This window comes from Dactylosporangium siamense (assembly GCF_016862795.1).
Lineage (GTDB): Bacteria > Actinomycetota > Actinomycetes > Mycobacteriales > Micromonosporaceae > Dactylosporangium > Dactylosporangium siamense.
Map to the genome: position 1 here is coordinate 57,869 of NZ_BONQ01000154.1, position 17,674 is coordinate 75,542.

Here is a 17,674-nt window from a genome sequence, read left to right on the forward strand (position 1 = left end):
GTGATCAAGCAGTGATCGAGTCGCGGCCCAGCTGGGTCGCGGCTCGTTCGCAATCACCGCCGGGAAACGAGGGTGGCACCGCCATGGATGGTGCAGGGCAGCAGCCGCTGCACTGCGGCAGCACTCCCGGCAGCACTCCCGGCACCGCCGCTTTCGATGGCTGCGGTGAGCTGGTCCACCGCCTGCCAGCCCATTTCCCGGCGCGGGATACGCAACCGCGTGATCTCCTCGTCGAGCGGCCCGGCGCCGGCCGGCTCGCCCAGCGCCACCACCGACAGGTCGCCCGGCACCGACCAACCCCGGGCCCGGGCCGCCACGACCAGCGCGACCGCGTCGGCGTGCTCCTCCAGGAACACCGCGGTGAGCCGCTCCCGCTCGATCGCGTCCAGCCAGCCGGACAGTGACCCGGCCGGTGATCCGGACAGTGACTCGGCCGGTGACCCGGACGGTGACCCGGACGGTGGCAGGTGCAGCCGGTCGCCACCCGGCGCGAAGCCGCGGAGCCGGTCGGCGTGCGACTCGGCGGGCCCGCCGGTGCCCAGGTAGCCGATGCGGGTGTGGCCGAGTGCGCCCGCCCGCTCGACCAGCGCCGCCACCGCGGCCGGATAGTCGGCGCCGACGCACGGGACCGGGCCGCCGGCGTCGTCCCGCCGGCCGACGGACACGAACGCGTGCCCCTCGCCGACGAGCCGGACCAGGTCGTCCCGGTCGACCCGGCGGCCGAGCAGGATCGTGCCGTCCGCGATCCCGATCCGGCTGTCCGCGTGGAAGATCCGTCGTTGCTCCGCGTGCGACGTGAACAGCAGCAGGTCGCAGCCGAGCTGCTCGGCCCGCTGCTCGATGCCGACCAGGAACGGGTGGTAGAAGTCCGCGGCGGTGCTGGGGAACACCGGCTCATACGTGAACACGCCCAGGATCCGGTTGCGCCCCGACACGAGCCGCCGGGCCACCGGGTCCGCGACGTAACCGGTGGTGCGGATCGCGTCGAGGACCCGTTGCCGGGTCTCGGGCGCGATCCGCACGTCGTCACCGGTGCGGTTGTTGAGCACCAGCGACACGGTCGCCTGGCTCACCCCCGTCATCCGCGCGATGTCCCGCTGCGTGACTCGTCTGCTCACAGGCGAAGGTGTACCACCCTTTCCACCACGGACGCACGCAACCTTTGCGGCCCGGGTGGGCGGTCAACCCTTGAGGCCCGTATGGGCCAGCCCTTCCACGAACTGGCGCTGCGCGATCACGAACACGACCAGGACCGGCAGGGCGGTCAGCGTCGCGGCCGACAGCTGCACGTCCCACATGGGGCCGCCGTACGCGTCGACGTACTGCGTCAGCGCCTGCGGCAAGGTGAACTTCTCCTTGCTCGACAGGTACACCACCGGCTCCAGGAACAGGTTCCAGCTGTTGAGGAACGTGAAGATGCCGACCGCTCCGAGCGCCGGGCGCGCGAGCGGCAGGGCGATGCGCCGGAACGTCTCGAACCGGCCGAGCCCGTCGACGCGGGCCGCCTCCTCCAGCTCCTTCGGCAGGGTTACGAAGAACTGCCGCATGATGAACGTCGCCAGGACGCTCGGCGCGCCGAAGATCGGCACGAGGATCAGCGGCCAGTGCGTGTCGATCATGCCGAACCGGTTGAACAGCTGGAACAGCGGCACGATCGTCACCTCGCTCGGGATGAGCAGCCCGGTGAGCACGACCACGAACAGGGCGTTCTGCCCGGGGAACCGGATCCTGGCGAACGCGTAGCCGGCCAGGGACGCGACGACCATCGTGCCGACGGTGACGATCGCGGCGATGTACAGGCTGTTCCAGTACTGCTGCGCGAACGGCTGCAGCCGGAACACCTCCCGGTAGGCGCCGAAGTGCCACTCGGAGGGCAGCAGCCGCGGCGGGTAGGCGAAGATCTCGCTGGTCGGCTTGAACGACGAGGTCACCATCCACCACGTCGGGAACACGAACGGGATGCACAGGACGGACAGCAGCCCGTACACGACGAGCTTGAGCTTCCTGCCGTTCCGAGTCTTACTGCTCATGGACGACCCACTTCCGGCGCAGCTGCCACTGCACGAGGGTCAGGGCGAGCACGATGACGAACAGCAGGATGGCCAGGGTCGAGCCGTAGCCGAAGTGATGGAACTGGAACGCCTGCTGGTAGAGGTAGTAGACGAGCACGGTCGTCGAGGTGCCGGGGCCGCCCTGGGTGAGCACGGCGATCTGGGCGAAGACCTGCAGCGAGCCGACCACCGTGATGATCGACGTGAGCAGGATCGTCGGGCTGATCATCGGTACGGTGATGCGCCGGAACCTGGTCCACGCCGACGCGCCGTCCAGCTGGGCCGCCTCGTACAGCTCACCGGGTACCCCCTGCAACGCGGCGAGGAACAGCACCATGTTGAGGCCGACGTTCTTGAACACCTGCACCGCGATCACGGACACCATCGCGGTCGGCCCCGTCCGCAGCCAGTTGGGACCTTCGATCCCGACGGCCTGCAGCAGGCCGTTGACGCCGCCGTTGGACTGCAGCAGGAAGCCCCACACGATCGTCCAGGCGACCAGCGACACGACGACCGGGGAGAAGAACAGCGTGCGGTACACGGCGAGCCCCCGCAGCCGCTGGTTGAGCAGCACCGCGAGCAGCAGCGCCAGGCTCAGGTTGAACACCACGAGGCCGACGGAGAAGATCCCGGTCGCGCGCAGCACCGACGGCAGCGACGGGTCGTCCAGCAGCGCCTGGTAGTTGTCGGCGCCGACGAACTCGAAGCTGTCGGCGAGGACGTTCCACTCGTGCAGGCTGTACCACAGCACCATGCACAGCGGTGCGAAGACGAAGACGGCCGAGCCGGCCAGCTGGGGGGCGATGAACAGCCACCCGGCCAGCCGGTCAGCGGTCTTGGAGCTCAGCCTCATGCCTTCGCCAGTTGCGGGGCGATCTTGGCGCACACGCCGGACAGCACCGCCTTGACGTCGGCCTGCGGCTGCCACAGCGGGTCGAGGCTCGCCCGGACGGTCTGCGACAGCTCCGCGAACCCGGCGTGGCTGGGGCCGACCGCGCCCTTGGCGATCCCGTCGACGACGACCTTCTGCAGCTGGTCGGGCTTGAGCAGCGGGTTGGTCTTGGCCAGGGTCTCCGCGGTCTGCTGCGAGGTGCGCGGCGGCGGGAAGTACGCGGCGAGCTTCGCCGAGTTGGCCGGGCTGGTCATGAAGGCCAGGAACTCCTGCGCCGCGGCGGCGTGCTTACCCTTCTTGAACACCCCGATGCCGGCCTGGCCGAACACCGCGTAGTCGCCGACCTTGCCCTTCGGCAGCGGCACCAGGTCCCAGCCGAACTGGTTCTTCAGCAGCGACGCCCGGCTGATCTGGGTGATCGTCATGGCCGCGTCGCCGGCGAAGAAGTCGGCGCTGACGCCGGGGCCGGGCAGGGCCTTGTCGGTGAAGATGGCCTTGTGCAGGGTCGTCATCGCCTCGACCATCTCGGGTTTGTCGAACCCGCAGGTCTTGCCGTCGGCGCTCCACGCCTGCGCGCCCCAGCCACCCCAGAAGCTGGCCAGGTTCTGCCACGACTTGTAGTCGAAGTCCCGCACGACGAGGCCCGCCTTGCCGGTCGCGGCGTTGACGGCGGACGCGGTCTGCAGCGCCGTGTCCCAGGTCCAGTTCCCCGCCGCGATGAGCTCCGCGGGGGTGGGCTTGCCGGCCTTCTTCACCAGGTCATTGTTGACGAACACGCCGAACGGCGAGGTCGAGAACGGATACGCGTACAGCTTCCCCTGCTGCTGCCAGAGCTTCATCGGGCTGGCGCCGAGGTCCTCGAACTGGTAGCCGGGGGTCTTCTTCAGCGTGTCGTCGAGCGGGACGAGGGCGCCGGAGGAGACGAAGTCGGGGGCGGAGTTCTCCAGGATCCAGGCGAGGTCGGGCTGGTTCCCACCGGCGATCTGGGTGGTGAGGGCCGTGGTGTACGTGTCGAACGGCAGCGAGTCGAACTTGATCTCGGTGACGTTCGGGTGCGCCGCCTTGTACTCGCCGGCGATCTCGTTGAACAGCTTCAGGTGGGCCTCGTTGGCGGTCCAGATCGTCATGCGCAGCGAGACCGGGCCGGTGTCCGTGGGTGCCGGGTCGTCGCCCGAGCCGCACGCGGTCAGGCCGAGCAGAGCTGCGGTGGCGACTGCCAGCGCTGTCTTCATTCGCATGGGGGTCTCCTGTTGGGGGGTGTCGTTCAGGAAGCGGGTGTGTGTTTCAGTACGCGGCGACGTCGGGCCAGGCGAGCTCGACGCCGTCGTTCGTCAGGCGGGACTGGAACGCGGCGAGCAGGGCAGGGTCGGCCCGGACGGCGCGAGGGGTGACGCGCCCGCCCCGGTCGGTCTCATTGAGGCAGTACGCGGCGAGCGCGCCGGCGGCCTCGCCGATGTTCCACTCGACGGGGTGCAGCCGGTAGCAGCCGTTGGTGATGTGGGTCGTGCCGAGGTTCTTCGCCGCCGGCAGCAGGTTCTCGACCCGGCGGGGCAGCAGCGCGCCGAGCGGGATCTGGAACGGGCTGGACGGCACGTCGATGTACGTGTCGCCGCCCGTGGACGGGTGCAGGTCGATGCGGTACATGCCGACACCGACCGAGTCGGGGTAGTTGACGCTGCCCTTGTCGCCGCGCACGGCGTGGGACAGGTCCTGCTCCACGACGGTGTAGTCGGCGAGGATGCGCCGCGACTCGCGGACGTACGGCGCCTGCGCCAGCCCCCATCCCACGCCGCCGGTCCCCGTGACGTCCCCACGCAGGCGCAGCCCGGGAAACCCGGTGCCGCCGTCGGGGCGCGGCGCCTCGGTCTGCAGCCAGTACAGCACCGACATCGACAGCTCCCGCGCCCGCGACAGGTGCTCGGCGGCGTCGGGCACGTCGATGACCGGCGACTCGAAGTAGTCGATCATCGGCCAGTTGACGAGCGTGATGTCGCTGGCGTAGGCACCGGGCGTGAACAGGTTCCTGGCCGCGATCCGCCGGAACGTCCACAGGTTCGCGTCACCGGGGTTGACCCGCTGGTCGGCGAGCACCCGGAGCGGGTCGTCGTCCGGGTTCGGGGTGAAGCTGCGCTCGGAGATCTCCAGGGTCCGCGGGTGCGGGGACCGCCACGACAGCAGCGGGCCGCCCCAGAACGGCGGCGTGTACGCCCGCCAGAACCCGTACGCGTCCGGCCGGTCGATCGTGTGGTCGCCGTCGACGTGGTCGACCGCGAAGCACACCGAGACGGCCTGCATGTTGCCGGGCTGCGCGGTTGCCGGCGCGCTCGGCTCGCCCGTGTCGTCCTGCGACTCGAAGCCCGTCACGTACTCGGTGCCGGTCAGCGGCAGCAGCTCGCCGGTCTCGGTCGCGTCCAGCACGTAGCGCGCCGTGATCGTGGTTTCGCCGCCCTCCCGGTGCCTCCCGGTCACGGCGGTGACCCGGTCCCCGTCCGTCTCGGCGGCGGTCGCCTTCCACGGCTGCAGGACGGTGAGGCGGCCGCTGCCACGGTACGGCTGCAGCATCGCCTCCAGCACCGCCTTCGCGACGGCGGGCTCGTGGCAGAGCCGGCTGACGCCGCCGGCGCCGGGGTTCAGGTGCGTCCAGCGCCGGGCCGCGTCGGTGAGCGGGTAGTAACGCCGGTAGTAGTCGCGGATCCCGTCGCGCAGCGCCCGGTAGCTCGCGGTCACGCCGAACTGCTCGACCCACGTGTGCTCGTCCGGCGGCACCGCCTGGCTGGTGAGCTGGCCACCGAGCCAGTCGTACTCCTCGGTGAGCACGACCGTCCGCCCGGCCCGCAGCGCGGCCAGTGCCGCCGCCACCCCGCCGAGTCCGCCGCCCACGACGAGGACGTCCGCCGCCATTTCCTTCACGTGCGCTCCCTGCTGCTGATATCGCTGCTGGTTCCAAGGGTTTCACCGGGGACGAGTTCGCAGGCCAGCAACGTCTGCCGTGCTGGGCCCGGCTCGAAGCCGCCGCCGACGATTTCGGTGAGGTGGTCGACCGCCTGCCAGCCCATCTCGCGGCGCGGCGTCCGGAACCGGGTCACGTCCAGCGGCGGGGGAGTGGCGCCCGCGCGGGTCGGCTCGCCGAGCACGACGACGGACACGTCGGCGGGGACGTCCCGGCCGTGCCCGCGCAGGATCGCGATCAGTTCGGCCGCGTCCGCCGGCTCCTCCAGGAACAGCGCGGTGACGCCGTCGGCCAGCAGCGGCGGGATCGCGTCCGCGAGCGTGTTCTTCCGGGGCTCGTGGGTCGCGTACACGCCGGCGGCCAGGCACGCGTCGGCGAAGCCACGCAGGCGGTCCAGGTGCGACTCGGCGGGGCCGCCGGTGCCGACGTACGCGAGGCGGCGGTGGCCGAGCCCGACCGCCGCGCCGACCAGCGCGGCGGTCGCCGCCCCGTAGTCGGCGCCGACGTAGGGCACGTCCGGGGAGTCGCGCCGGCCGACGCTGACGAAGGGGTGGTGCTCGGCGACGAGCCGCGCCAGCTCGTCCCGGCCGATCGAGCGGCCCAGCACGATGCAGCCGTCGGCGAGGCGCATCCGGTGCGGGCCGGAGGTGAACAGCAGCAGGTCGCAGCCGAGCTGCTCGGCCCGCTGCTCGATGCCGACCAGGAACGGGTGGTAGAAGTCGGCGGTCGCGCTGGGGAACACCGGCTCGTAGGTGAACACGCCGAGGATCCGGTTGCTGCGGTCGGCGAGCCGCCGCCCGACGACGTCGGCGACGTAGCCGGTGGCGCGGATCGCGTCGAGCACCCGCTGCCGCGTGTCCTGGGCGATCCGCACGCCCTTGCTGTTGCTGCCGTCGGTGTCGTTCAACACCAGCGACACGGTCGCCTGGCTGACGCCGGTCATCCGCGCGATGTCGCGCTGCGTGACTCGACGTCCCACGGGGATCTCCTTGGCTAATGCGTATCAGCAAGCTCTGGGCACGAATCGTGCGCCCGGTCTCGCCGGTCCGTCAAGCCGTGGGAGAAGTTTCGTTACCCGTTCGCGTTACTGACTAATACGCATTAGCCCTGTCTGCTTTCCTCCGTTCAGTGCAGTTTTCCGATCATCTGCGCCAGTCCGATCGGCAGGTCGCGGACGCGGATGCCGGTCGCGTGGTGGACGGCGTTCGCGACCGCGGCCGCCGTGCCGACGATGCCGATCTCGCCGATGCCCTTCACGCCCATCGGGTTGAGGTGCGGGTCCTGCTCGTCCAGCCACGCGACCTCGATCCGCGGCACGTCCGCGCTGACCGCCACGTGGTATGCCGCCAGGTCGCCGGTCACGAAGTCGCCGGTGCGCGAGTCGAGCACGGACCGCTCCAGCAGCGCCCCCGACAGGCCCATCGTCATTCCGCCGATGAACTGCGACCGCGCCGTCGTCGGGTTCACGATCCGTCCGGCGGCGAACACGCCCAGCAGGCGGTCCACCCGTACCTCACCCGTCATTGTCGACACGCGCGCCTGGCAGAACTGCGCGCCGTAGGCGTGCCGGGAGAACTCGGGACGGTCCCGGATCTCCAGGGTCGTGTCGGCCCGGACCGCGACGCCGCCCGTCGGCACCCGGCCGCCGTGGTCGCGTTCGATGCGCTCCCGCAGCAGCCGGCACGCCTTCGTCACCGCCCAGCCCCACGACGCGGTCCCCATCGAACCGCCCGCGACGGTCGCCGGTCCGATCGCCGAGTCACCGACGGTAATCTCCACGTAGGCGATCGGCACGTCCAGGGCGTCCGCAGCGATCTGGCGCAGGACGGTGCGCGCGCCGGTGCCGATGTCGGCGGCGTTGACCTCCACGTCGAAGCGCTGGTCGGCGGTCGCCCGCGCCAGGGCCGTCGACGGCCACGTCAGCGACGGATACGTCGAGGCCGCCACCCCGGTGCCGACCAGCCACTCCCCGTCGCGGCGCACCGCCGGCCGCGGGTCGCGCACCACCCGGCCGGAGGCATCCGTCCAGCCGAAGCGTTCCGCCCCTTCCTGCAGGCATTGCACGAGGTGCCGGCTGGAGAACGGGATCTGCTCCTCGGGGTGCACCGCCGGCTCGTTGTCGATCCGGAGCCGCACCGGATCCCAGTTGCCGGCGGACGCCAGCTCGTCGATCGCGGACTCGAGGGCGAACGATCCCGGACATTCCCCGGGCGCCCGCATCCACACCGGCGTCGGGACGTCCAGCGCCACGACCCGGTGCGTCGTGAGGCGGTTCGGCGCGGCGTACATGTGCCGGGACAGCACCGCGCTCTGCTCGACGAACTCGCTCAGTTGCGAGGTCTGGCTGACCGCGTCGTGGCCGATCGCGAGGAGCCGGCCGTTCGTCGCGGCGCCGAGCCGGACCCGCTGGATCGTCGGCGTGCGGTACCCGGCGACCGCGAACAGCTGCTGCCGGGTCAGCGCCAGCTTCACCGGCCGGCCGACGAGCCGTGCCGCCATCGCGGCCAGGACCACGTTGGGCTTCGGCCCGCCCTTGCTGCCGAACCCGCCGCCGACGTGCTCGTTGATGACCCGGACCGACTGCGGTGGCAGCTCGAACAACCCTGCCAGGGTCTCGGACACCGCGGTCGAGGCCTGTGTCCCGTCGAACACGACGAGGCAGCCACGCTCCCAGAACGCGGTGGTCGCGTGCGGCTCCATCGCGCAGTGGTGCTCCGCCGGCGTGCGGTACGTCGCGTCGACCCGCACCGCGGCGGCGGCGAGCCCGGCGTCGACGTCGCCGATCGCGGACCGCGCCGGGTAGCCGGCGTTGACCTGCACCGGCTGGTACAGCGCCGGATGGTCGATGCGCAGGACCGTGTCCGAGGTCATGCCGTCCTCACGGACCCGCACGAGGTCAGCGCCGGCCCGCGCGGCCTCCGGTGACGTCGCGACGACGACGGCGACGACCTGCCCCCGGTAGGCGATCCGCGCCGACTGCAGCACCATCAGCTCCGGGTCGCCGACGGACTCCAGCCGCTGCGCGTTGCCGTGCCACAGCACCCCGAGGACCCCGTCCTCGGCCAGGGCCCGTGACGTGTCGACGTCGACGACGACCCCGCGGGCCACGGTCGACTGGACCACCCACGCGTACGCGGCACCCGGCACGGGATGGTCGACCGCGTACGGCGCCCGCCCCGTCACCTTGTCCCACGCCTCGATCCGCGGACTCGCGGTCCCGACGCTGCGCTGCGCCGCGTCCTGGACACGGCTCTGTGTTGGCTGGCCCTGTGCTGGCTGGCTCTGTGTTGGCTGGCGCTGTGTGCTGGTCACCAGCTCGCCTCCGTCATCCCGCGCAGGACGCCGACCGTCAGGTTGCGGATCAGCGGCACCTTGTAGCCGTTGTCCCGCAACGGTTTCGCCGCGGCGAGCTCCTCGTCCGCGGCCCGTTCGAAGTTGTCGACCGTCGCCGGCGCGCCCCGCAGCGACCGTTCCGCCGCGTACGCCCGCCACGGCCGGTGCGCCACCGCCCCGTACGCCAGCCGCACGTCCTGCACGACCCCGTCCCGCACGTCGAGCGCGGCGGCGACCGACCCGGCCGCGAACGCGAACGACGACCGGTCCCGCACCTTGCGGTACGTCGACATCCGCGCGATCGGGGTCGCCGGCAGGACCACGGCGGTGATCAACGCGCCCGGCGGCAGGTTCGTGTCCCGCTCGGGCCGGTCGCCGGGCAGCCGGAAGAACTCGTGCACGCTCATGCTCGCCGGGCCGCCCTCGGTGAGCAGCTCGACCCGCGCGTCCACCAGCGCGAGCGCCACCGCCAGGTCCGACGGGTTCGTCGCGACGCACTGTTCCGACGCGCCCAGGATCGCCAGGTCGGTGTGCTCGCCCTCGCGGGCCGCGCAGCCGGCACCCGGCCGCCGCTTGTTGCACGACTTCGTGACGTCGACGAAGTAGCGGCAGCGGGTGCGCTGCAACAGGTTCCCGCCGATCGTGGCCCGGTTGCGCAGCTGCGCCGACGCGCCCGACAGCAGCGCGAGGGCCACCGCCGGGAACCTGGTCCGCAGCACCGGATCGGTGGCGAGGTCACTGTTCGCGGTGAGCGCGCCGACCCGCATCCCGCCGTCCGGCAGCGCCTCGATGTCCCGCAACGGCAGGCCGGTGACGTCGATGAGCAGGTCGGGGGCGGTGACGCCGAGCTTCATCAGGTCCACGATGTTCGTCCCGCCGGCCAGGTACGCCGCTCCGGTGCGCGAGATCGTGGCGACCGCCGAGTCCGCGGCCTCGGCCCGCTGATACGCGAACGGTTTCACCGCGCTGCCACCTCTTGCGCTGCGACCTCTTGACCTGCGACCTCTTGACCTGCGACCTCTTGGATGGCCGCGACGATGTTCACATAGGCGCCGCAGCGGCAGATGTTGCCCGACATCCGTTCCCGGATCTCGTGCTCGTCGAGCTTGGCCTCCTCGGCTGCCGCCTCTTCGAGCATGCCGACCGCGGAGCAGATCTGCCCCGGGGTGCAGTAGCCGCACTGCAGCGCGTCGTGGGCGGCGAACGCCTCCTGCATCGGATGCAGCGACGGGCGCTCGTGCGGCTGCGCCGACCCCTGGGCCGGGCCCTGTGCCGCCCGCTGGGCCGCCATCTGGGTCGACATCTTGGCCGCCGTGCCGCTGCTGAGCCCCTCGACGGTCGTGACCGCCGTATCTCGGCAGGTGACCGCGAGGATCAGGCAGCTGTTCACCCGCCGGCCGTCCAGCAGCACCGTGCACGCGCCGCACTGCCCGTGATCGCAGCCCTTCTTCGTGCCCGGCAGCGCCAGCTGCTCGCGCAGCACGTCGAGCAGCGTCGCCCGGTTGTCGACGCGCAGCTCCTGCGGGTGACCGTTGACGCAGAACATGAGGTCGCTCGTGAACTGTCTCTCCACGGTCTCGTGCTGCCCAACCGCGCCTCGCCCATGCGTGCCGGCGCTCGCCCGCCCCCTGAAGTCACCCGAAGTGTGGGACCGTGGGTCGATGGACGGCGCGGTGACCCGAGACGGCTGCCCCGTCGAGCTGTACACGCTGCTCCCGACGACCGGCGAGCCCGCCATCGTCCACGCGGCGATCCCGCCCGGCGCGGAGATCCTCGAGCTCGGCTGCGGGGCCGGCCGCCTCACCCACCCGCTCATCGACCTCGGTCATCCGGTCACGGCGGTCGACAACTCCGCCGACATGCTGGCCCACGTGAGCGGCCCGGCCTCCGCCCTCGTCACCGTCCTCGCCGACATCGAGACCCTGGACCTCGATCGGCGGTTTCCGGCGGTACTGCTGGCAAGTCACCTCATCAACACCCCCGACGACCGGCTGCGGGGCCGGCTGCTCGCCGCGTGCCGGCGGCACCTCGCGGCGGACGGCCGGGTCCTGATCCAGTGGCTGCCACCGGTCTGGTTCGACCGGGTGTTCGCCGACATGCGCCCGGTCACCGGCCGCATCGGCCGCATCGAGGTGACCGACACCCCGCTGTCCCACGACGGCACCGTCCTGCAGGCGAGGTGCACGTACCGGGTCGCCGACACCACAGGGCCCGCCGGTGGTGCGGCGTCCTCCGGCGGGACGGTCTGGTCGCACCGGTTCGCCACGCGCCGGCTGAGTCGCGCCGACCTGCACGCCGGGCTGGCGGGCGCGGGCCTGCGCTTCGAACGCCACCTCGACGCCGGCCGCCACTGGCTCACGGCAGCGGTGTGAACGGGCTTGACCTCAACAGAGCTTGAGGTTCCAGGCTTGTGTCCATGAAGGCGATCGAGGTGACCCGCTTCGGCGGACCGGAAGTTCTGGAACCAGGCACATTCTCCGACCCCGTCCCCCGCGAGGGCGAGGTCCTCGTCGACGTCGACGCGGCCGACACGCTGTGGCTGGAGACCCTCGTCAGGTCCGGCGACGGCGGCGCGTACTTCCCCGTCACACCGCCGTACCGCCCCGGCGTGGGCGTCGCCGGCACGGTGCTGTCCGGCGGCGGCTCGGGGCGGCGGGTGGTCGCGCGGCTGGGTCACGCGGGCGGCGGGTACGCGACCCGCGTCGCCGTCCCGGAGGCCACCCTGGTCGACATCCCCGACGGTGTCGACGCGCGGACCGCGGCCGCCGTCCTGCACGACGGTGTCACCGCGCTCGCGCTCATGGACGTCGTGAAGGTCGTCGCCGGTGACCGGGTCCTCGTCACCGCCGCCGCGGGCGGCATGGGCGCGCTGCTCGTCCAGGCCGCGAAGGCCGCCGGCGCGACCGTCGTCGCCGCCGCCCGCGGGGCCGCCAAGCTCGACGCGCTGCGCGGACTGGGTTCGCCGGGATCGCTGGGCCCGGACGTCGTGGTCGACTACGGCGCCGGCGACTGGACCGACACGGTGTGGGACGCCGTCGGCGGCGTCGACGTGGTCCTCGACGGTGCGGGCGGCGACTACGGCCGTGCCGCGTTCGACCTCGTCGTCGAAGGCGGCCGGTTCTCCGCGCACGGCACCCCCGCCGGCGGGTTCGCCACCGCCGACCCCGAGGTCGCCCGGTCCCGTGGCATCGCCGCGACCGGCCTCGAATCCGTCCGGCTCGACCCGGACCGGTTCCGCACCTACCTGGGCCGCGCCCTGCGGGACGTGGCCGCGGGCCGGTTCACGCCGCTGATCGGGCAGACGTTCCCGCTCGAACGCGCCGCCGACGCGCACGCCGCGATCGAGTCCCGCACCGCGATCGGCAAGACGGTGCTAACAGTCGCATGAGACGGCCCAGCGCGGCGCGGTGAGCTCGTCGGCCGGGCGCCGGTCGGTTCCGGCCGCCGTCTCGAACGTGAAGCCCTCGCGCACCCAGTACTCGTACCCGCCGAGCATCTCCTGCACCTGATAGCCGAGCTTCGCGAACTCGAGCGCCGCCCGCGTCGCGCCGTTGCAGCCGGGCCCCCAGCAGTACGTGACGACGAGCGTGCCGGGCTGGATCGCCGCCGCGGCGTCGGCGGCGATCTGCGCGGTCGGCAGGTGCACCGCGCCCGGCAGGTGACCCTGCGCCCACGCCTGCGCGCCGCGCGAGTCGACGACGACGTACCCGGGGGTGCGCGCCTCGAGCGCCGCGTGGACGTCACTGACATCGGTCTCGAACCGCAGGCGCTCCGCGAAATGGGCGACGGCGGCGGTGTTCTCAATGGCTGTGGTTGGCATGCGTCCATCGTGGGGCGGGGCAATCCGTCGCGACAGTGGCGTGGATGACACCGTTCGCTAAGATACCGCCATGGTGCCGAACCGCAGCGTGTCCGTCCTCGTGTACCCGGGCATGTCAGCGTTCGAGACCGGCATCGTCACCGAGGTGTTCGGGCTGCCGCGCCCCGAGTTCGAGCGCCCCTGGTATCGGCTGGCCGTGTGTGCGCCGAGCGACGCGCCCGTGCCGATGATCGGCGGTGCGACCCTCACCACGCCGTTCGGGCTGGACGAGTTCGCGGCCGCCGACACCGTCATCGTCCCCGGCGTCGCGAACGTCCACTTCGACCCGCCGCCCGCGGTCCTCGACGCGCTGCGCACCGCGCACGACCGCGGCGCCCGCATCCTGTCGATCTGCTCCGGCGCGTTCGCGCTCGCCGCCGCGGGGCTCCTCGACGGGCGGCGCGCCACGACCCACTGGCGCTACGCGGACCTGTTGCAGCGCAGGTTTCCCGCCGTCCACGTCGACCCCGGCGTCCTCTACCTGGCCGACGGCGACGTGTGGACCAGCGCCGGCAGCGCCGCCGGCCTGGACCTGTGCCTGCACGTCGTGCGGGCCGACCACGGTGCCACGATCGCCAACGCGGTCGCCCGCCGGCTCGTCGTCCAGCCGCACCGCGACGGCGGCCAGGCCCAGTTCATCGAGGCGCCGATGCCCGGCCGGACCGACGACGCGGACGACGGTGGCGACGACCGCATCGCCCGCAGCGTCGACTGGGCGCTCACGCACCTCGCCGAGCCGCTCACCGTCGACGTGCTGGCCCGGCAGGCGCACATGTCGGCACGGACATACCTGCGGCACTTCACCCGCACCACCGGCACCAGCCCGATCCGCTGGCTGATCCGGCAGCGCGTGCAGGCGAGCCTGGCGCTGCTCGAGTCGACCGACACCCCGATCGAACAGATCGCGGCGGCCGTCGGGTTCGAGACGCCGGTGACGTTCCGGCACCACTTCACGAACACGATGCGCACCTCGCCGTCCGCGTACCGGCAGGCCTTCCGCGTCAAGGGGCACTGATAGCCTTACGCGCTGTGCGCCTCTGGTTGACGCTCGTCGGCATCGGTTTCCGGCGATGGTCGACCTACCGCCTGGCGGCGTTCGCCGGGGCGTTCACCAACAGCGTGTTCGGCCTGATCCGCGCCGGTGTCATCACCGCGACCATCGCCGCCGCCGGTGGCACGCTCGGCGGCTACGACGCGCTGACCGGCGTCACCTATGTGTGGCTCGGGCAGGCGCTCATCGGCCCCGTCTACTTCTTCGCGTGGACCGAGCTGGCGCAGCGGATCCGTACCGGCGACGTCGCCGTCGACCTGGCCCGGCCCGTCGATCCGATGCTCGCCCATCTCGCCGCCGATCTCGGTCGGGCCGCGTTCGTGTTCCTGCCCCGCGGGTTGCCGCCGCTGGCCGTCGGCGCCGCCGTGACCGGGCTGGCGCTGCCCGGCGACCCGGGCGCGTACGTCCTCGGCCTGCTCAGCGTCGCGTTCGCGGTCGTCGTGTCGTTCGCGTGCCGGTGGCTGGTCAACCTGACCGCGTTCTGGCTGCTCGACCTGCGCGGCCCGATGACGATGTATCTGCTGGTCACCAACATCCTGTGCGGTCTCGCCGTGCCGGTGCAGTGGTTCCCCGGGTGGCTCGCCGCGGCCGCCGCCGTGACCCCGTTCCCGTCGATGCTGCAGACCCCGATCGACGTGCTCATGGGCCACTCCGCCGGCTGGGACGCGGTGCGGCTGCTCGCCGTGCAGGCCGCATGGGCCGCCGGCCTGCTCGCCGCCGGCCGCCTCATCTTCACGCTCGGCACCCGCAAGCTGGTGATCCAGGGTGGCTGACAATCCCTACGTAGTGCTGGTGCGGCTGCGGATGCGGGCGCAGACGGTGTACCGGGGGTCGTTCGCGATCGAGCTCGTCGCCAGTCTCGGCGCGACGATCAGCGGGTTCCTGGAGATCTACGTCATCTTCGCCAACGTGCCGGCGCTCGGCGGGCTCGACTTCCCCGCGGCGGTGCTGGTGTTCGCGATCGGGCACGTGTCGTTCAGCCTCGCCGATCTCGTCGTCGGGCACCTCGACGCGCTGCCGAACTACCTGCGGTCCGGCACGCTCGACGCGTTCCTGCTGCGGCCGCTGCCGGTGCTCGCCCAGCTGATCACCGCGGAGATCTCGTTGCGGCGGTTCGGGCGTACCGTCGCGGGCTCCGCGCTGGCCGTCGTGGCGCTGGCGCACACCGAGGTGGCATGGTCGCCGGCGAAGGCGGCGCTGCTCGCGGTGACGGTGTGCGCCGGCGCGGCCCTGTTCGCGGCGCTGTTCGTCGGGGCCGCGGCCGTGCAGTTCTGGCTGGTCGAGGGGACCGAGTTCACGGCGTCGTTCGTGTACGGCGGCAGCTACGCCGCGCAGTTCCCGACGAGCGTGTTCGGCACACCGGCGCGGGTGCTGTTCACGTTCGTGGTGCCGGCCGCGTTCGTCGCGTACCTGCCGGTGCTGGCCCTGCTCGACATCCCCGGCGCCGCGCCCGGTGGCCTACCCGCCGGCGTGCTCGGCTGGTGCTCGCCGATCGCCGCCGCGGCGGTCTGGACGGTGGCGCTGCTCGGTTGGCGGGCGGGCCTGCGGCACTACACGGGAGCCGGATCATGAGCAGTGCCAGCATGGCGGACCACATCATCGAGGCGGTCGCGCTGCGGCGGGTGTTCGGGGCGAAGACGGCGGTCGACGGGTTGACGTTCAGCGTGCCGCGGGGCGCCGCGGTCGGATACATCGGTGCGAACGGGGCCGGCAAGTCCACGACGATCAAGATGCTCACCGGCATCCTCAAGCCGACCTCCGGATCGGCGCTGACCTGCGGCCTCGACCCGCTGCGGCACCGGCGGCAGCTGGCGCGGCGGATCGGGGTCGTGTTCGGCCAGCGCAGCCAGCTGTGGTGGGACCTGCCGCTGCGGGACTCGTTCGTGGCGCTGGGCGCGATCCACCGGCTCGGGCGGGACGCGGTGCGGGACCGCACCGACGAGCTCGTCGACCGGCTGGACCTCGGGGAGTTCGTGGACACGCCGGTGCGGCAACTGTCGCTCGGGCAGCGCATCCGCGGTGAGGTCGCGGCGGCGCTGCTGCACGGGCCGGAGCTGCTCATCCTCGACGAGCCGACGATCGGCCTCGATGTGCTCAGCAAGGAGCGGCTGCGGGTGTTCCTGATCGAGCAGCGCTCGCTGCACGGCACGAGCCTGCTGCTCGCGACCCACGACATGGGCGACGTGCGGCGGCTCACCGAACGCATCCTGGTCGTCGACCACGGGCGGCTCGCGTTCGACGGCACCCTGGCCCAGCTGGTCGAGCAGGTCGGCGCCGAACGCCACGTGGTCCTCGACCTCACCGACCCGGCGCCGCCGCTGGACGGCATCCCCGGCACGCGCCTGGTCGGCCATGAGGCCGGCGGGCTGCGGCAGCGGCTGTCGTTCGCGCCGGGGGAGACGACGGTCGCGGCGATCCTGGCCGCCGTGGCGCAGCGCGCGGTGCAGGTCCACGACCTCACCATCGAGGAACCCGACATCGAAGCGGTGGTCCGGCGGCTGTACGCGGGCTAGTACAAATGTCACGGCCGGCGTGCGACGGACGCATCTGCCGGCTCCGGAGCCCGCGCCATACCGTCGAGCCATGGCCACAGTCGAGCTGGACAGGGTGTCGTACACCTACGAGAACGCCTCTGGGAATGCCACTGGGAACAGCGCGGACGGGTTCGCGGTGCGGGACGTGTCGCTGCGGATCGAGCCGGGTCAGGTCGTCGCGATGCTCGGGCCGAACGGTGCCGGCAAGTCCACGACGCTGCTCCTGCTGCTCGGCATGCTGCGGCCACGGACCGGCACCGTCCGGCTGTTCGGCGAGGCCGTGACGGGTGCTGTGAACAAGGCCGTCGCCGGCGGCCGGATCGGTGCCATGCCGCAGGCCGGTGGGGTGCCGCCCCGCTCCAGCGTCCGCGATCTGCTGGAGTTCCTGCACGCGGTGTATCCGCGGCCGATGCCCGTCCGCGAGGCCCTCGCGCTCGCCGACCTGGAAGGGCTCGCCGGGCGCACCGTGGAGCGGCTGTCCGGCGGGCAGCAGCAGCGGCTCCGGTTCGCGATGGCCGTCATCGGCCGGCCCGACCTGCTGATCCTCGACGAACCCACGGCGGCGCTGGACGTCCAGTCCCGGCGCGCGTTCTGGGCCGCGATCCGTGAGTACGCCGCGCACGGCCGCACCGTCCTGTTCTCCACGCACTACCTGGAGGAGGCCGACGACAACGCCGACCGGATCGTGGTGCTCGACCGGGGACGGGTGATCGCCGACGGCACCGCCGTGAGCGTGAAGCAGATGGTCGGCGTCCGGACCGTGAGCGTGGCCGCATCGGATGCACCGCACGCCTTTGACCGCCTGCCCGGCGTCGCCGCGGTCACGCGGCTCGGTGGGCGGGTCGTGCTCACCACCACCGACTCGGACGCGACGGTGCTCGCGCTCGCCGCCGCCGGACTCCTGCGGGACCTCGAGGTCGTCGGCGCGGGCCTGGAGGAAGCGTTCCTGACCCTGACCAACACGGCGCTCACCGATGCGGCGCCGACCCTCGAGAGGATCTGAC

17 protein-coding genes are annotated in these 17,674 nt (G+C 72.2%); 7 read left to right on the forward strand and 10 right to left on the reverse strand.

Annotated elements, in window-relative coordinates:
- Positions 1 to 53 precede the first annotated feature (53 nt).
- The 9 genes from Dsi01nite_RS47045 to Dsi01nite_RS47085 form a co-directional block, all read right to left on the reverse strand.
- The gene (locus Dsi01nite_RS47045) at positions 54 to 1,118 is read right to left on the reverse strand and encodes a LacI family DNA-binding transcriptional regulator (RefSeq protein WP_239136778.1); all 1,065 of its coding nucleotides are present in this window, start codon (positions 1,116 to 1,118) and stop codon (positions 54 to 56) included.
- Between the two features lie 63 nt (positions 1,119 to 1,181).
- On the reverse strand, positions 1,182 to 2,030 hold the full coding sequence (locus Dsi01nite_RS47050; protein WP_203852989.1) for a carbohydrate ABC transporter permease: 849 nt from the start codon (positions 2,028 to 2,030) through the stop codon (positions 1,182 to 1,184).
- Positions 2,020 to 2,904 (reverse strand): carbohydrate ABC transporter permease, encoded by an 885-nt coding sequence (locus Dsi01nite_RS47055; protein ID WP_203852990.1) that lies wholly within the window; start codon positions 2,902 to 2,904, stop codon positions 2,020 to 2,022. The genes Dsi01nite_RS47050 and Dsi01nite_RS47055 overlap by 11 nt, the downstream gene beginning before the upstream one ends.
- Positions 2,901 to 4,181 carry an ABC transporter substrate-binding protein gene (locus tag Dsi01nite_RS47060; protein WP_203852991.1) on the reverse strand — a complete coding sequence of 427 codons (1,281 nt, stop codon included), beginning with the start codon at positions 4,179 to 4,181 and terminating at the stop codon, positions 2,901 to 2,903. Before Dsi01nite_RS47060 ends, Dsi01nite_RS47055 begins: the two co-directional genes overlap by 4 nt.
- Before the next feature lie 46 nt (positions 4,182 to 4,227).
- A complete protein-coding gene (locus Dsi01nite_RS47065; protein WP_203853026.1) occupies positions 4,228 to 5,844 on the reverse strand; it encodes an FAD-dependent oxidoreductase in 1,617 nt (538 codons plus the stop codon).
- Between the two features lie 5 nt (positions 5,845 to 5,849).
- Positions 5,850 to 6,872 (reverse strand): LacI family DNA-binding transcriptional regulator, encoded by a 1,023-nt coding sequence (locus tag Dsi01nite_RS47070; protein ID WP_239136779.1) that lies wholly within the window; start codon positions 6,870 to 6,872, stop codon positions 5,850 to 5,852.
- A gap of 146 nt (positions 6,873 to 7,018) precedes the next feature.
- Complete coding sequence (locus tag Dsi01nite_RS47075) at positions 7,019 to 9,205, reverse strand: xanthine dehydrogenase family protein molybdopterin-binding subunit (protein WP_203852992.1); 2,187 nt, start codon at positions 9,203 to 9,205, stop codon at positions 7,019 to 7,021.
- Complete coding sequence (locus Dsi01nite_RS47080; RefSeq protein ID WP_203852993.1) at positions 9,202 to 10,188, reverse strand: FAD binding domain-containing protein; 987 nt, start codon at positions 10,186 to 10,188, stop codon at positions 9,202 to 9,204. Before Dsi01nite_RS47080 ends, Dsi01nite_RS47075 begins: the two co-directional genes overlap by 4 nt.
- On the reverse strand, positions 10,185 to 10,772 hold the full coding sequence (locus Dsi01nite_RS47085; protein ID WP_203853028.1) for a (2Fe-2S)-binding protein: 588 nt from the start codon (positions 10,770 to 10,772) through the stop codon (positions 10,185 to 10,187). The genes Dsi01nite_RS47080 and Dsi01nite_RS47085 overlap by 4 nt, the downstream gene beginning before the upstream one ends.
- A gap of 115 nt (positions 10,773 to 10,887) precedes the next feature.
- Between Dsi01nite_RS47085 and Dsi01nite_RS47090 the strand changes: the two genes are divergently transcribed.
- Positions 10,888 to 11,598: a class I SAM-dependent methyltransferase gene (locus Dsi01nite_RS47090; RefSeq protein ID WP_203852994.1), complete on the forward strand. Its 711-nt coding sequence runs from the start codon at positions 10,888 to 10,890 to the stop codon at positions 11,596 to 11,598.
- A gap of 44 nt (positions 11,599 to 11,642) precedes the next feature.
- Positions 11,643 to 12,614, forward strand: coding sequence for a zinc-binding dehydrogenase (locus Dsi01nite_RS47095; RefSeq protein WP_203852995.1), 972 nt, complete (start codon positions 11,643 to 11,645; stop codon positions 12,612 to 12,614).
- On the opposite strand, the gene Dsi01nite_RS47100 is transcribed toward Dsi01nite_RS47095, so the two are convergent.
- Complete coding sequence (locus Dsi01nite_RS47100) at positions 12,600 to 13,046, reverse strand: rhodanese-like domain-containing protein (RefSeq protein ID WP_203852996.1); 447 nt, start codon at positions 13,044 to 13,046, stop codon at positions 12,600 to 12,602. The two genes, Dsi01nite_RS47095 and Dsi01nite_RS47100, sit on opposite strands and share 15 nt — an antisense overlap.
- A 70-nt stretch (positions 13,047 to 13,116) precedes the next feature.
- Here Dsi01nite_RS47100 and Dsi01nite_RS47105 point away from each other — a divergent pair, with 70 nt between their 5' ends.
- The 5 genes from Dsi01nite_RS47105 to Dsi01nite_RS47125 all read left to right on the forward strand — a co-directional run bounded on the left by Dsi01nite_RS47105 (position 13,117) and on the right by Dsi01nite_RS47125 (position 17,673).
- On the forward strand, positions 13,117 to 14,100 hold the full coding sequence (locus tag Dsi01nite_RS47105; protein ID WP_203852997.1) for a helix-turn-helix domain-containing protein: 984 nt from the start codon (positions 13,117 to 13,119) through the stop codon (positions 14,098 to 14,100).
- A gap of 14 nt (positions 14,101 to 14,114) precedes the next feature.
- Positions 14,115 to 14,909: an ABC transporter permease gene (locus Dsi01nite_RS47110; RefSeq protein WP_203852998.1), complete on the forward strand. Its 795-nt coding sequence runs from the start codon at positions 14,115 to 14,117 to the stop codon at positions 14,907 to 14,909.
- Positions 14,902 to 15,708, forward strand: a complete 807-nt coding sequence (locus tag Dsi01nite_RS47115; protein WP_203852999.1) for an ABC transporter permease — start codon at positions 14,902 to 14,904, stop codon at positions 15,706 to 15,708. The genes Dsi01nite_RS47110 and Dsi01nite_RS47115 overlap by 8 nt, the downstream gene beginning before the upstream one ends.
- The gene (locus Dsi01nite_RS47120; RefSeq protein ID WP_239136781.1) at positions 15,705 to 16,649 is read left to right on the forward strand and encodes an ABC transporter ATP-binding protein; all 945 of its coding nucleotides are present in this window, start codon (positions 15,705 to 15,707) and stop codon (positions 16,647 to 16,649) included. The genes Dsi01nite_RS47115 and Dsi01nite_RS47120 overlap by 4 nt, the downstream gene beginning before the upstream one ends.
- A 70-nt stretch (positions 16,650 to 16,719) precedes the next feature.
- Positions 16,720 to 17,673: an ABC transporter ATP-binding protein gene (locus Dsi01nite_RS47125; protein WP_203853000.1), complete on the forward strand. Its 954-nt coding sequence runs from the start codon at positions 16,720 to 16,722 to the stop codon at positions 17,671 to 17,673.
- Position 17,674: the final 1 nt, after the last annotated feature.

Bases quoted from the DNA above. Each gene is read 5' to 3' on its own strand.
- Dsi01nite_RS47050 (WP_203852989.1), bottom strand. From the start codon at position 2,030: ATGAGCAGTAAGACTCGGAACGGCAGGAAGCTCAAGCTCGTCGTGTAC.
- Dsi01nite_RS47055 (WP_203852990.1), bottom strand. From the start codon at position 2,904: ATGAGGCTGAGCTCCAAGACCGCTGACCGGCTGGCCGGGTGGCTGTTC.
- Dsi01nite_RS47060 (WP_203852991.1), bottom strand. From the start codon at position 4,181: ATGCGAATGAAGACAGCGCTGGCAGTCGCCACCGCAGCTCTGCTCGGC.
- Dsi01nite_RS47065 (WP_203853026.1), bottom strand. From the start codon at position 5,844: ATGGCGGCGGACGTCCTCGTCGTGGGCGGCGGACTCGGCGGGGTGGCG.
- Dsi01nite_RS47085 (WP_203853028.1), bottom strand. From the start codon at position 10,772: ATGTTCTGCGTCAACGGTCACCCGCAGGAGCTGCGCGTCGACAACCGG.
- Dsi01nite_RS47090 (WP_203852994.1), top strand. From the start codon at position 10,888: ATGGACGGCGCGGTGACCCGAGACGGCTGCCCCGTCGAGCTGTACACG.
- Dsi01nite_RS47095 (WP_203852995.1), top strand. From the start codon at position 11,643: ATGAAGGCGATCGAGGTGACCCGCTTCGGCGGACCGGAAGTTCTGGAA.
- Dsi01nite_RS47100 (WP_203852996.1), bottom strand. From the start codon at position 13,046: ATGCCAACCACAGCCATTGAGAACACCGCCGCCGTCGCCCATTTCGCG.
- Dsi01nite_RS47105 (WP_203852997.1), top strand. From the start codon at position 13,117: ATGGTGCCGAACCGCAGCGTGTCCGTCCTCGTGTACCCGGGCATGTCA.
- Dsi01nite_RS47120 (WP_239136781.1), top strand. From the start codon at position 15,705: ATGAGCAGTGCCAGCATGGCGGACCACATCATCGAGGCGGTCGCGCTG.
- Dsi01nite_RS47125 (WP_203853000.1), top strand. From the start codon at position 16,720: ATGGCCACAGTCGAGCTGGACAGGGTGTCGTACACCTACGAGAACGCC.